The 13,099-nt window shown below is 67.7% G+C and carries 11 protein-coding genes; 2 read left to right on the top strand and 9 right to left on the bottom strand.

Going from position 1 to position 13,099, the window contains the following annotated elements; genetic code table 11:
* Nucleotides 1-147 precede the first annotated feature (147 nt).
* Both LI337_RS10965 and LI337_RS10960 read right to left on the bottom strand, forming a co-directional pair.
* Complete coding sequence (locus LI337_RS10965) at nucleotides 148-2,415, bottom strand: CDC48 family AAA ATPase (protein ID WP_227229884.1); 2,268 nt, start codon at nucleotides 2,413-2,415, stop codon at nucleotides 148-150.
* Nucleotides 2,416-2,456: 41 nt separating this feature from the next.
* Nucleotides 2,457-2,705, bottom strand: coding sequence for an Hsp20/alpha crystallin family protein (locus tag LI337_RS10960; protein WP_227229883.1), 249 nt, complete (start codon nucleotides 2,703-2,705; stop codon nucleotides 2,457-2,459).
* Nucleotides 2,706-2,883: 178 nt separating this feature from the next.
* On the opposite strand from LI337_RS10960, the gene LI337_RS10955 reads away from it, so the two are divergent.
* Nucleotides 2,884-3,654, top strand: a complete 771-nt coding sequence (locus LI337_RS10955; protein ID WP_227229882.1) for an alpha/beta fold hydrolase — start codon at nucleotides 2,884-2,886, stop codon at nucleotides 3,652-3,654.
* Nucleotides 3,655-4,049: 395 nt separating this feature from the next.
* On the opposite strand, the gene LI337_RS10950 is transcribed toward LI337_RS10955, so the two are convergent.
* On the bottom strand, nucleotides 4,050-4,334 hold the full coding sequence (locus LI337_RS10950; RefSeq protein WP_227229881.1) for a DUF7545 family protein: 285 nt from the start codon (nucleotides 4,332-4,334) through the stop codon (nucleotides 4,050-4,052).
* A 107-nt stretch (nucleotides 4,335-4,441) separates the two neighbouring features.
* Nucleotides 4,442-5,539, bottom strand: coding sequence for an NAD(P)/FAD-dependent oxidoreductase (locus LI337_RS10945; protein ID WP_227229880.1), 1,098 nt, complete (start codon nucleotides 5,537-5,539; stop codon nucleotides 4,442-4,444).
* Between the two features lie 307 nt (nucleotides 5,540-5,846).
* Between LI337_RS10945 and LI337_RS10940 the strand changes: the two genes are divergently transcribed.
* A complete protein-coding gene (locus LI337_RS10940; protein WP_227229879.1) occupies nucleotides 5,847-6,131 on the top strand; it encodes a DUF357 domain-containing protein in 285 nt (94 codons plus the stop codon).
* A gap of 116 nt (nucleotides 6,132-6,247) precedes the next feature.
* Here the strand turns inward: LI337_RS10940 and LI337_RS10935 are convergent, their stop codons facing one another.
* The 5 genes from LI337_RS10935 to LI337_RS10915 all read right to left on the bottom strand — a co-directional run bounded on the left by LI337_RS10935 (nucleotide 6,248) and on the right by LI337_RS10915 (nucleotide 13,093).
* On the bottom strand, nucleotides 6,248-6,397 hold the full coding sequence (locus LI337_RS10935; RefSeq protein ID WP_227229878.1) for a hypothetical protein: 150 nt from the start codon (nucleotides 6,395-6,397) through the stop codon (nucleotides 6,248-6,250).
* A gap of 590 nt (nucleotides 6,398-6,987) precedes the next feature.
* Entirely contained in the window at nucleotides 6,988-7,641 is a 654-nt protein-coding gene (locus tag LI337_RS20190) for a PGF-CTERM sorting domain-containing protein (RefSeq protein ID WP_227229877.1), read from the bottom strand.
* A 121-nt stretch (nucleotides 7,642-7,762) separates the two neighbouring features.
* Nucleotides 7,763-10,405 carry a S8 family serine peptidase gene (locus tag LI337_RS19920; protein WP_264474996.1) on the bottom strand — a complete coding sequence of 881 codons (2,643 nt, stop codon included), beginning with the start codon at nucleotides 10,403-10,405 and terminating at the stop codon, nucleotides 7,763-7,765.
* 470 nt (nucleotides 10,406-10,875) lie between these two features.
* Entirely contained in the window at nucleotides 10,876-11,127 is a 252-nt protein-coding gene (locus tag LI337_RS10920) for a hypothetical protein (RefSeq protein WP_227229876.1), read from the bottom strand.
* Nucleotides 11,114-13,093, bottom strand: coding sequence for an ABC transporter ATP-binding protein (locus tag LI337_RS10915; RefSeq protein ID WP_227229875.1), 1,980 nt, complete (start codon nucleotides 13,091-13,093; stop codon nucleotides 11,114-11,116). Before LI337_RS10915 ends, LI337_RS10920 begins: the two co-directional genes overlap by 14 nt.
* Nucleotides 13,094-13,099 lie beyond the last annotated feature (6 nt).

Genomic DNA, 13,099 nt, shown 5'->3' with positions numbered 1-13,099 from the left:
AGGAACAGCGAAATCCATCGCCGAGACGGGTACTGAGACCCACCACTGATCGAGGAGTCCGACGAGGCCGCGCGAGCGTGTTCCGTAGTCGACACGCGGTGGTCAGCCGAAGGCCCGCCCGCGATCAGACCGGAGTCGCGCCGCCGATCACTGGAACGTCCGACTGACCTCGGCTTCCTGCTGGCGGAAGTCGGAGCGCTTGAACTGCTCTTCGATCTCGTCGTAGCGTTCCCGCGTCCGGTCGTTCACCGAGGGACCGACCTCGTCCAGTGCGTCCTCGAAGTGAGCCATCGTGACCCGGACGTTGCCGACCGACTCGCCGATCTCCTCCTTCGAGACGCTGTTGACGAACTCGCGGCTGGCGGCCATCGACGCCTCGCGGCAGAGCGCCTCGATGTCGGCACCGACGTAGCCGTCGGTCCGGCGGGCCAGCGAATCCAGATCCACGTCGTCGGCCAGCGGCTTCGACTCGGTGTGGACCTGGAAGATCGCACGCCGGGCCTCCTCGTCGGGCACCGGGACGTGGACGTGCCGGTCCAGTCGACCGGGTCGCAGGAGCGCCGAGTCGATCAGGTCCGGCCGGTTCGTCGTGGCGATCACGACCACGTCTTCGAGGGCTTCGAGCCCGTCCAACTCGGTCAGGAGCTGGGAGACGACGCGCTCGGAGACGCCCGAGTCGCCCGAGTTGCGGCCGCGCTCGGTGGCGATCGCGTCGATCTCGTCGAAGAAGATGACGGTCGGCGCGTTCTGGCGGGCCTTGCTGAAGATCTCGCGGACGCCCTTCTCGGACTCCCCGACGAACTTGTTCAGCAGTTCCGGCCCCTTCACCGAGATGAAGTTCGACTCGGACTCGTTGGCGACGGCCTTCGCCAGCAGGGTCTTCCCGGTCCCCGGCGGGCCGTAGAGGAGCACGCCCTTCGCGGCCTGCATGTCCATCTGCTGGAACACCTCGGGGTACTCCAGCGGCCACTGGATCGTCTCGCGGAGGCGTTCTTTGGTCCCCTCCAACCCGCCGACGTCCTCCCACGTCACGTCGGGCACCTCGACGAACACCTCGCGGAGCGCCGAAGGTTCGATCCCCTTCAGCGCGTCTTTCATGTCGTCGTCGGTGACCTCCAGCGACTCGAGGATCTCGGCGTCGATCTCCTCGTCGTCCAGGTCGAACTGCGGGCGGATGCGCCGGAGCGCGTTCATCGCCGACTCCTTCGTCAGCGTCTCCAGGTCGGCCCCGACGAACCCGTGGGTGTTGTCGGCGTACTCGTCGAGACTGACAGACTCGGCGAGTGGCATCCCGCGCGTGTGGACTTGGAGGATCTCTTTCCGGCCTTCGCGGTCCGGGACGCCGACCTCGATCTCGCGGTCGAAGCGCCCGCCACGGCGCAGGGCGGGATCGATGGCGTCCACGCGGTTGGTCGCGCCGATGACGACGACCTGCCCGCGTTCTTCGAGTCCGTCCATCAGCGAGAGCAGTTGGGCGACGACGCGGCGTTCCACGTCGCCGCCGGCCTCCTCGCGCTTGGCCGCGATGGAGTCGAGTTCGTCCATGAAGATGATCGCGGGGGCGTTCTCCTCGGCCTCCTCGAACACCTCACGGAGCTGTTCCTCGGACTCGCCGTAGTACTTCGACATGATCTCCGGGCCGGAGATGGTGTGGAAGTGGGCGTCGATCTCGTTGGCGACGGCCTTGGCGATCAGCGTCTTGCCGGTGCCCGGCGGGCCGTGCAGGAGCACGCCCTTCGGCGGTTCGATGCCGAGCCGTTTGAACAGTTCCGGGTGGCGCATCGGGAGTTCGATCATCTCCCGGACCTGTTCGAGTTCGTTCTCCAGGCCGCCGATGTCCTCGTAGGTCACCGAGGGACCCTCGCCGCCGGCACCGCCCGCGGCCTCGCCGCCGCGGATCTGCTCGGCGGGCTTCTTGCTGATCTCGACGGTGGTGTCCTGGTTGATGACGACCGTCCCGGAGGGGTCGGTCGACGCGATCTTCAGCGGGATCGACTGGCCGCCGCCGGCCATGAAGCCGAAGCCGAACGGGAGTTTGACGGTCTGGCCGCTGGTGACGGGCTGACCGCCCAGTTCACGCCGAATCAGCGTGTCGATGTTGCCCCGGATGCCGAGTCGCTGGGGGAGCGCGATGGTGACCTTGCGGGCCGGTTGCACGTCGGCTTTCGTCACCTCGACGCGGTCGTCGATGCCGACGTCGGCCTGCTGGCGGAGTCGGCCGTCGATGCGGACGACGCCGGTGCCCCGGTCCTCGGGGTAGCCGGGCCAGACGCGCGCGAGGGCGGTCCCCTCGCGGCCCTCGATGCGGACGAAGTCGCCCGCCTCGAGGCCCATCTCCTCGGTCGCTTGCTTGTCGATCGCTGCGAGTTGTCGGCCCGCGTCCTTCTGCTTCAGTGGTTTGACGATGAGTTTCATACGTAGTGTATCGACTGGAGGGATCGAAGTTCTATCGGGGGTTACTTCCGGACGGTGACGGTCAGCACGCCGTTGTTGATCGAGACCTCGGCGTCCGGGCCGGGAAGCTCGAACTCGGTCTCGGAGACGCGTTCGCCGTCGTCGATGACGACGATGGCGGTCGTCCCCACGACGTCCACGCTGACTGCGTCGTCGGCGACACCGAGGTCGCCTGCGACGACCCAGCTGTCGTCGTACTCGTACCGGCGGAGGAAACGGTCGTCACGGCGTGCGAACTGGTGGGTGCTCATGTGTAATCCTAACCAGAAGTTAGGCGGCTAAGTATTTAAATCTTTCGCGTGAAAATCGGCAGAGGGCGTCGGGTATCGTCGAAACAGTTGTCTAGCGGTTCCACCCCGCTAGTCGACCTCCACCGGCTACGCCACAGACGACAGGGCGTTTATACCGTGTCGCGCGGAACCACGCTGTATGGAGACAGTCACGCACCACGGGCGTCGGACGGCCTACCGCCACTCGGACCGGGGCGGGGCGGGACCGACCACGCTGTTCGTCCACGGGAGCGGCGGGTCACACGCGGTCTGGAAGTCGCAGTTCCGCCTGTCGGACGAGTTCCCGGTCGCCGCCGTGGACCTCTCGGGGCACGGCGACAGTGAGGATGTGGACGCCGAAGCGGGGTACACGGCGCTGTCGGCGTACGTAGACGACGTCCTGGCGGTGGCCGAGGCGGTCGACGCCGAGGTGCTGGTCGGCAACTCGCTCGGTGGGGCGGTCCTGCTGACGATGGCACTGGAACGTGACTACGACCCGGCGGGGCTGGTGCTGGCCGGGACGGGCGCGAAACTCTCCGTGCTGGACGACCTGCTCTCGTGGCTCGCGGACGACTTCGACCGCGCGGTCGACTTTCTCCACGAACCGGACCACCTGCTCCACGACCCCGACGAGGCGACGCTCGCGGTCTCCCGCGCCGGGATGCGCGACGCGGGTCGGTCGGTCACGGAACGCGACTTCCTGTCGTGTCACACCTTCGACGTTCGGGGGGAACTCGGCGGCATCGAGACGCCCGCGCTCGCACTGGTCGGGGAGCACGACCGGTTGACACCCCCCGCGTACCACGAGTATCTCGCCGACGAGATGCCGAACTGCGAGTACGCCGAGGTGGCCGACGCGGCACACCTGGCGATGCTGGAGGCTCCCGACGCGTTCAACGATCGTCTCTCGTCGTTCGTCGCCGGTCTGTGAGTGACACCGAAGGTATCCCTGCCGGTCTCACGGGGGAGACTGCTCTCGTCGCCGGTTCGACCGAGTTCTCCACGACGGACAGAAGTCGGATTCGGACGAAAGACGAGCCTCAGTGCTCGGCGAGCGGTTCGCCACAGGAGGGACACGTCGTCTCCTCGCGCTCGAAGTTCGTCGGGACGACGGTCACGTGGGCCAGTCCGGGGTGGGGTCGTTTCGCGGCCATGACGGTTCGAGCTACGACTCCCTCCCTCTAAAAATTACCCATGCGCATAATTCATCCGGTCACGGTCCGGTGATGCTCCTCGGTAATCGGCCGGCGTCGCGTCGAGCGAATCGGGGTTCGTCGTCACTCCTCGGGCGTCGTCGGGACCGAGTCGAACGCAGGAGCGGCCGCGTCAGTGCTGGTGGCCGGTCGCTTCCGCGAAGGAGACGCCGAAGCGCTCCTCGAACAGTTCTTCGGCCTTCTCGCCGATCGCCGCGACGTCCTCGGTCACGTCGCCCTGCGAGTGGTGGACCAGCGCGTGGGCACGCTGGGCGAAGGCGAGCAGGGTGATGTCCGCGACGACCGACTCCTTCGACTCGCCCTGCTCTGAGAGCAGGTCGACGAGTCCCTCGGGGAGTTCGACCGCCTCGGTGCTGCCGTCCGGTGCTTCGATGGTGTACGCCTCGGTGTCGACCATAGGCGTGGTCGGTCGTCACCGCCTAAGTGTCTGTGGGAATCGAGTGCCGACTCCGCACTGGTGAGTCGCGGGCGACGGGAGGCCGATCCGGAAGGAACGCGGTCGCGTCAGTCGTCCGACTCGGCGGCCGCCGGTTCGCTCGCTTGTGACTCTGCGCCGACCTCGCTCTCCAGGTAGTCGTCGGCGTCGATGGCGGCCTTACAGCCCATGCCGCCGGCGGTGATGGCCTGCTGGTAGTGGTAGTCCACCACGTCGCCCGCGCCGAAGATGCCCGGCACGGCGGTCGCGGTCTGCCCGCCGTCGAAGCCGCCGGCGGTCTGCAGGTAGCCCTCGTCGTCCATCTCGACTCCCGTTCCCTGGAGGTACTCCGTGTTCGGCGTGTGCCCGATGGCGTAGAACACCGCGCCCGCGTCGAAGTCGAACACCTCGACCTCGTCGGCGAACTCGGGGTCGTCCAGTTTCTCCTTCGGGTGGCCGTCTGGGTGCCGAGCGAGCGTGACGTGGTCGACGCCGTCCTCGGGCGTGCCGTGGAGTTCGAGTGCCTCCGTGTTGCGCATGATCTCGATCTCCCCCGCGTCGACCTTCTCCTGCACGCGGTCGATCCAGTAGTCCTCCGCGCGGAACTCCTCGCGGCGGTGGATCAGGTAGACGGTGTCGGCGAACTTCGTCAAGAAGTTGGCCTCCTCCATCGCGGCGTCGCCGCCGCCGATGACGACGATGTCCTCGCCCCGGAAGAACGCGCCGTCACAGGTCGCACACGTCGAGAGCCCGTAGCCCATCAGTTCGTCCTCGCCGGGGATGCCGAGCGTCCGGGCGCTCGCACCGGAGGCCGCGATGACGGCGTCGGCGGTGTAGACGTCGCCGTTCGTCAACTCGACGCGGAAGGGGCGCGTGGCGTCGTCGACCGACGCGATCACGCCGTTCTTCGTCTCCGCGCCGAAGCGCTTCGCCTGTGACTTCATGTCGGTGATCAGTTCCGGCCCGGAGATGCCCTCGGGGAAGCCGGGGTAGTTGTCCACCTCGGTCGTGAGGGTCAACTGGCCGCCGGGTTCGTCGCCCTCGAAGACGAGTGGGTCGTTGTTCGACCGCGCGGCGTAGATGGCCGCCGTCAGTCCCGCGATGCCCGTCCCGGCGACGATCAGTCGTCGGTGCTCCACGACGCCGCCGTCGGTTTCGGCGGCTCCGGTCTCCGTGTCCTCGGTCATGACTACTCGTACCCTGCGAGTGCGTATTTAGCTTGTGCTGTCGGATGGAATTGTGAACATCTCGAACAACCACGTGGTGGACGGGATTGCCTCACTCGACCAGAGGGCGCTGCGGATGCTGCTGTAGGTCCGACTTCTCGGCAGATCGAACTGGCGAGTCTTGTCTACCCGAGTCACGACAGGTGCGCTCGCCGACCTGGCGGTCACGAGCAGCGTCGAGGCGGGATCCGCGATCGAGTCGTGGACGGGTCCGGGGATCCGTGCGCGGTCGGCAAGCGTTTAGCCGCCGGCGGTCGGAGCCGGTGGTATGACCGCCGATCTGGTGGAGAAGACGGACCGGTACGAGGGGATGCTCGCGGAGGCGCTGTCGGTCGCGGAGGTCGCGGTCCCGGCGGGGACGCCACTGGCCGACGCGGCGGCGGAGTGTCTGGAGATGGCCGAGTCGTACCTCGAAGACGGCCGGCACTTCCGGGAGTCGGACGACCTCGTGAACGCGCTGGCGTCGTTCTCGTACGGCTACGGGTGGCTGGACGCCGGGGTTCGGATGGGGCTGTTCGCGGTGCCTGCCGAGACGGAGTTGTTCACCGTCTGAGCCGAAAAACGGAGGGCGTGTGTCAGTGAGTCTGAGGGGGCGAGGCGAACGGATTCCACACGTGTCGGTCGTGGGGGCCCGTGGGGGGTCCACGGGTCCATGTCGAGCCAACCACGTCACACCGACAGACCGGGGCCGAAGCCACAGTCGGGACAGACGGGGTAGCCGAGGGTGTCGTAGTCGATTGCGTCACTTCTGTCGGTCGCACCGCAGAGTGCACACTCGAAGTACGACTCGGTCCCGTCGTGACCGTGGTGGTCTGTCATGGTGCGTGTCACTGTCTGCCGTGTGTGAACTTAATTACTCAGTGCGTTCCAGATGGTAAGCAGTGCCTTCTACGGGTGTGAGGCGTGCTGTGGGCGACTGCGTCCCGCTCTCTCCGGCCTGTTCGTTCCGCTCACGAAGACCACGGGGTCGCGCGCGCCGCATTCGAGCTGAAAGACCACACCACACTCGTCACCCACGCGACGGCAGCCCGGACCCCGACAGGACGCGAGCTGCTGGCGACCGACACCGCGCAGTGTCCGAGCGACAGCGAGGACCTGCGCGCAGGCCGCGTCGCCAGCAGTCGGGGAGGTGAGGGGAGTACGAGCGAACCGGGCTCCGGACCAGCGATGTGAAGTCGGCTGTCGAGCCACACGACGCGCTGGGACGCTCGCCACGGGGGGTCGAAGCGCACGGTGTCTCCGAGAGCGTCGCTCGTCTCACGAATCGGTCGGACAGACGCCGAGAACCAGTCACCCGCGTGTTGCGTCGCAGCGGGTCCGGGTCGGTCGAACGACCCCTACCCCGTCGTCCCGCCCCGGACCCTGCGACACCCAACTCCACTCGGGGCGAGTGCTTTGAGTTTTTGGAGTCAGTTCCGCCCGCGCCGGAGCAACAGCGCCGCGCCCAGCACTGCCACCACCGCCACGGTGACGCCGAAGCCCGGCACCGGCACCGCCGACGCCTCGCTCGTCACGTACACCTGCGTCTCGGAGAAGGCGTCCGGTCCGGAGGCGCTGTAGGTCGCCTCGCTCCCGTTGACCGAGTCGGCACCCCGAGCCGTGTCGACGTCGTTCGGCATCTCGACGGTGTAGCGCATCTCCAGGTCGGAGCCGACGCCGGCGTCGAAGTCGGTCGACTGGGAGGCGTTGTAGAACGTCGTGTCGCTGTAGACGAGTGTGCCGTCCTCGGTCGTGACGTTCAGGTTCTCGTTCGACACCGGATCGTAGCCGGTGGCGACCAGCGTGAACTGCACCTGCTCGCCCTCGATGGCCGAGTCGACCGTCACCGACTCGGCGTTGCTCTCGTTGATACCGGCACGGAGCTGTGAGGAGAAGTTCTCGTAGCCGGCCGACTCCGCCCGGTCGTTCAGCAGACTGTAGACCGTCGTCGTCGTGTTCACGTCGATTCGGTACTCCGAGATGCTGCTGTCGCCCGCCACGTCCGAGTGGACCGAGACGGTCGCACAGCCCGACAGCATGAGCATGACACCGAGTGCAAGCCCGGCGAGCAGTCGTCGTCGCACGACACCTGAAACACGCGCGTCGTTGATAGTTGTTCGGGATTCCGTGTCGAATCCAACTGGTGTGGCCGCCGCGTGAAACGGGCCCGCCGTGAGAGCCGCGCCGGGACCCCAGTCGAGACCGTTACCGCGAGACCGTCGTCGACCGCGAACTCGTGTTGCCCGCGCGGTCGGTGACCGTCACGGTGAGGTCGAAGGTGGTGGCCTTCGCGTGAGTCTTGAGCTTCGAGGTCGCACTGGCGCTCCCGCCGGAGACGCTGGTCGTGTCGCTGGCGACGACGCCGGTCCTGTCTGCGAGTGTGACCTCGACAGTCGAGAGGTCGCCGTCGGCGTCCGCGACCGTCCAGTTGACGCGGAACCGGGCCAGCGCCGGGTTGCTCCGTGCGCTCGTCGAGATGCCCTCGACGGTCGGTGCGGACTCGGTCGGCTGGCTGTCGGTGGTGAACGCCTCGACGCCACCGGTGTCGGTGTCGCCGTCGGAGGCGTCGGCGACCGCCCGGTACTCGTAGCCCGTCCCCGCCGAGAGCCCGGACACCGACGCCGAGACAGAGCCAGTGCTGGACACGGTGCCGCCCGACACCGAGTTCGACAGCCCCTCGCCTGCGGGTCCGTACTCGAAGGTCACGTCGGCCGAGGACGCGCCGCCGAGGGTGTCGACCGTCGCGTTCAGGGTCGCAGTCGTCTCGCCGACCGAGGACTCGGCGTCGGTCGTGACCGCGACCGAGGGGTCGGCGTCTGTGGTGAACGACGCGAGGTTCCCGGTGTCGGTGTCGCCGTCGGAGGCAGTCGCCGTGATGCGGAACTCGTAGTCCGTACTCGCAGCGAGTCCGGACACCGACGCCTCGACGCTGCCGGCCGCCGAGACCGTGCCGGCGGAGACCGAGTTCGACAAGTTTCCGCCCGCCGGGCCGTACTCGAAACTCACGTCGGCGGAGGACGCGCCGCCGAGGTCGTCGACCGACCCGGCCAGCGTGGCGCTGTTCTCGCCGACCGACGAGGCCGAGTCGGTCGAGACGACGACCGAGGTGTCCGCGTCGGTGGTGAAGCCGGCGACGCCGCCGGTGTCCGTGTCACCGTCGGAGGCGGTCGCGGCGACGCGGAACTCGTAGTCCGTCCCGGACGAGAGACCGGACACGTCTGCCGAGACCGATCCGGCCGCCGAGACCGTGCCGGCGGAGACCGAGTTCGACAGGCTCCCACCCGCCGGGCCGTACTCGAAGCTCACGTCGGCCGAGTCCGCGCCGCCGAGGTCGTCGACGGTGCCGGTGAGCGTGGCGGTCGTCTCCGTGATCGACGAGGCCGAGTCGGTGCTGACGACGACCGATGTGTCGGCCGTGACCGTCGTGAACGACGAGAACGTCCCGGTGTCGGTGTCGCCGTCGGAGGCGGTCGCCGTGATGCGGAACTCGTAGTCGGTGCCCGAGGCGAGACCGGACACGTCGGCGGAGACGGTCCCGGTCGCGGTCTCGGTCGTGGCGGTCGTGGTGGTCGTCCCACTCGTGCCCGCCTCGCGGTACTCGAAGGCCACGTCGGCGGAGTCGGCCCCGCCGAGGTCGTCGAGTGTGCCGGAGAGGGTGGCGGTCGTCTCGGCGACCGACGAGGCCGATCCGGTCGAGACCGCGACCGGCGTGTCGCCGGTGCCGTCGGCGAGGGCGGCCTCCACGTCGAGCAGGCCGTTCCCGCTCTCGTTCGTGGACAGACCGATGTCCTCGGCCGTGCCGGCGAGTCGGTCGCGGGTCTCGGTGTTCGAGTAGCCGGCGGCCATCAGTTGGCCGGCCGCGCCCGCGACGTGCGGGCAGGCCATCGAGGTGCCCGAGTAGTAGCCGTAGCTCCCGCCGGGGAGCGTCGAGTAGACGCTCCGACCCGGCGCGGCGAGTTCGACCTCCGACCCGGTCGAGGAGAAGCCGGCGAGGCTGTCGTAGCTGTTCGTCGCGGAGACGGCGATCACCTCGGGGTACGCCGCCGGGTAGATCACACAGTCCGAGCACGGGCCGTCGTTGCCGGCCGCGCCGACGACCGTGACGCCGCGCTCTGTCGCGTACTGGACCGCGTCTTGCATCGTGTACGACCCCGAGGGACCGCCGAGACTCAGGCTCGCCACGTCGTAGCCTCGATCGGCGGTCCACTCGATGCCGGCCGCGATGTCGGAGTAGTAGCCGTAGCCGTCTGCCGCGAGGACCTTCACGGCGTGGAGCGTCGCACCGGGTGCGACGCCGACGACGCCCTCGGTGTTGGCGACTGCGGCGGCGGTCCCGGCACAGTGGGTCCCGTGGCCGTTGTCGTCGTCCCACGCGGTCGCACAGCCGTCACAGGAGACGTACGCGGTCCCGTCGCCGAGGTGTGGTGCCAGATCGGGGTGGTCGGCGTCGATGCCCGTGTCGATGATAGCGATATCGGCACCCTCGCCGGTGTCGCCGTTCTCGATGGCGAGGTCGGCGTCCACCCGGTCGATGCCCCACGGGGTGGACTCGGCCAGCGCCCGCATCTGGTTGTTCGGTTCGACGTAGCGAATCTCGGGTCGCTGTCGGAGTCCGTTCAGTGCCTCGGCCGGCACTTCCATCGTCATCGCGTCGAAGGCGAAGTCGCGCTTCACCGACGACGCGGCCCCGGCGACAACCTGCTTGCCAGCACCGCCGCGATACCCGACGTTGACTTCGACCAGCTCACCGGGCGACGCCGACGCCAGTCCGGTCGTCCCTGCGACCCCGACTGCGCCGACTGTCGCCTGCAACACCGCCCGCCGCGAAAGGTCGTTCTCGTTCGACATCCACGATAGCGGTTCGAATACGCCATTTTAACTCTTTCTTAACTCCGAAATTATGTGATTTGAACTGAATTTGCCAACACAGTACGAATACGAACTAAACCCGCTCTCGCACCCGTGATTTCGATAGTCACTTTTCCGAAATGCGGGCAGTGCCACCGCTTAACACGCTATTTAGTACGCACCGACGTCCGGCTAACGCGCGATTTATAGACAACAGAACGACAGTTAGGGGGGCGTGACAGGTGGGCCGTGGGTCGCCCGCGACAGATGAATCGTGACTCGCCGCGGTGCTGTCGGCGCGCGAGTGACGCGCGAGGGACGAGCATCGTAGTCCGGCGCGCCCCTCGTGGGCGCGCCGACGCGAGACGCGCAGTCGGTTGGGGAGGTTCGTGGCTATTCCGATCCCGGTGCGGTTGCGGTCGGTGCCGCGGTCACGGTGCTGTGCTGTTGCGGTTCCGCTGGGAGGTGCGCTACTCGCAGTCGTGGTCGTAGTCTGCAGTGTCGTCGTGGTCGTAGTCTGCAGTGTCGTCGTGGTCGTAGTCTGCAGTGTCGTCGTGGTCGCAGTCTGCAGTGTCGTCGTGGTCGCAGTCTGCAGTGTCGTCGTGGTCGCAGTCTGCGGTACAGTCTCGGTCGCAGTCGCGATGGACGGTCCAGACGTCACCAGAGCCACCTTCGGCGTCGAGAGGACCGTGAACTCCCGCTCCCGTCTCAGTCGTCGTCACCGACCCGCGTCCGGAACCCCTCCGGGAGCGACGCCAGATCGCCGGCCTGCACGCGCCAGAGGTCGGCGTACAACCCGTCCCGCTCCAGCAACGCCGAGTGGCTCCCGCGCTCCGTCACCACACCGTCTTCCACGACCAGAATCCGGTCGGCGTCCTTCACGGTCGAGAGTCGGTGGGCGATGGCGACCGTCGTCCGGTCTTCCGAGAGTGCGTCGAGCGAGCGCTGGATCAGGTACTCCGTCTCGGTGTCGACCGCCGACGTCGCCTCGTCCAGCACGAGAATCGGCGGGTCGCGCAGGACGACCCGTGCGATGGCGATGCGCTGGCGCTGCCCGCCGGACAGTTTCACGCCGCGCTCGCCGACGCGAGTGTCGTAGCCGTCCGGCAGGTTCTGGATGAACTCGTGGGCCTCCGCGGCCTTCGCCGCCTCGCGAACCGCCCCGTCGTCCGCCTCGAAGTCCCCGTACTCGATGTTCTCGGCGATGGTCCCGTCGAAGAGGAACGTGTCCTGTCCGACGTAGCCGATCTGCGACCGGAGCGACCGGAGGGTCAGGTCCCGGACGTCGTGACCGTCCACGCGAACCGCGCCGCCGGTCACGTCGTACAGGCGCAAGAGGAGTTTGGCGAGCGTCGACTTCCCCGCGCCGGTCGGGCCGACGAGGGCGATGGTCTCGCCCGGTTCGGCCGCGAAGCTGACGCCGTCGATGACCTGCCCAGAGTCGGTCGCCGTCGCCTCCCTCGCGTCCGTCCCGCCGTCCGCGGTCGCGTCGTCGTCGGCAGCGCCCGCCACACTCGTCGCCGCCAGTCCGACGGGGCCGTCGCCGTACGCGAAGGACACGTCGTCGTACTCCACCTGCCCCGACAGCGACTCGACGGCCACCGCGTCCTCGCTGTCGGCGACGCCGACCGGGACGTCCATCAGACCGAAGACGCGCTCCGCCGATGCAAGCGCGTTCTCGTACTGGTCGACGATGTTCGACACCTCCGCCAGCGGCGTGGCGAACCGCTGGGAGAGAAAGAGGAACGTGACGAACGTCCCCGCACCGAGTTCACCGGTCGCAAGCGGCGGCGGGCCGACGAACAGCCAGTAGCCGCCGACGACGAAGGTGAGCGTGAAGGAGACGCCGGCCAGCAGTTCCATCCCCGGGCGGTAGAAGTACGAGAGCTTCAGCATCGCCATCGTGTCGTCGAACAGCCGTTTCGAGGCGGTCTCGACGCGTCCGACCTCGTAGGACTCGCTGGCGGTCGACTTCGTGAGTTCCATCCCCGAGATGGCGTTCTCCAGACGGGTGTTCAGCTTCCCGACCGACGACCGGCGCTCGGCGTACAGCGGTTCCGCCCGGTGCATGAACCACCGGGTGAACGCGACCATGAGCGGCGCGACGAGCAGAGTCACGACCGCGAGGTAGGCGTTCTCGGCGAAGAGGACGATACCGATGCCGAGGAGCATCGCCCCGAGTCGCACCGAGTTCGTCAGCGCGTTGTCCAAGAAGAGTTCGAGGTTCTCGGTGTCCGACGAGAGGATGGACATGACCTCGCCGGTCTGTTTGTCGTCGAAGAAGGCCATGTCGAGGGCGGCGAGTTTCTCGAAACAGTCCACCCGTACTGCGTGCATCACGCCGTGAGCGAACTCGTTGGCGGCGATGCCGTAGACCCACGTGAAGAAGCCAGTGAGGAGGAACGACCCGCCGATCAGCAGGACCGACAACTCGAACAGCGCGAGGTCACCCGACGGGAGGACGCCGGCCGGCACGAGGGGAAGCCGGTAGGCACCCTCGTTGGTCAGGACGTTGATCGCGGCCCCGAGCACGACTGGTGGCAGGAGCGACGCGAACTGCGCGATCAGGTTGGCGAGGACGCCGATCACGAACCAGCGATACCGTGGTTCCCCGTAGGTCGAGAAGAGCCGACGCATCGGGGCGGTCACGTCGGCGCGGTAGCGGTCGAAGACGCTCTCTGCTGTCATCGGTCG

This window comes from Salinirubrum litoreum (assembly GCF_020567425.1).
GTDB lineage: Archaea > Halobacteriota > Halobacteria > Halobacteriales > Haloferacaceae > Salinirubrum > Salinirubrum litoreum.
The sequence above is the reverse complement of the archived record's forward strand: the minus strand, read 5'-3'. Positions and strand labels throughout refer to the sequence as shown.

Coding starts and splice junctions, on each gene's coding strand:
- LI337_RS10950 (WP_227229881.1), bottom strand. CDS start 4,334: ATGGTCGACACCGAGGCGTACACCATCGAAGCACCGGACGGCAGCACC.
- LI337_RS10965 (WP_227229884.1), bottom strand. CDS start 2,415: ATGAAACTCATCGTCAAACCACTGAAGCAGAAGGACGCGGGCCGACAA.
- LI337_RS10935 (WP_227229878.1), bottom strand. CDS start 6,397: ATGACAGACCACCACGGTCACGACGGGACCGAGTCGTACTTCGAGTGT.
- LI337_RS10940 (WP_227229879.1), top strand. CDS start 5,847: ATGACCGCCGATCTGGTGGAGAAGACGGACCGGTACGAGGGGATGCTC.
- LI337_RS10915 (WP_227229875.1), bottom strand. CDS start 13,093: ATGACAGCAGAGAGCGTCTTCGACCGCTACCGCGCCGACGTGACCGCC.
- LI337_RS10955 (WP_227229882.1), top strand. CDS start 2,884: ATGGAGACAGTCACGCACCACGGGCGTCGGACGGCCTACCGCCACTCG.
- LI337_RS10960 (WP_227229883.1), bottom strand. CDS start 2,705: ATGAGCACCCACCAGTTCGCACGCCGTGACGACCGTTTCCTCCGCCGG.
- LI337_RS19920 (WP_264474996.1), bottom strand. CDS start 10,405: ATGTCGAACGAGAACGACCTTTCGCGGCGGGCGGTGTTGCAGGCGACA.
- LI337_RS10945 (WP_227229880.1), bottom strand. CDS start 5,539: ATGACCGAGGACACGGAGACCGGAGCCGCCGAAACCGACGGCGGCGTC.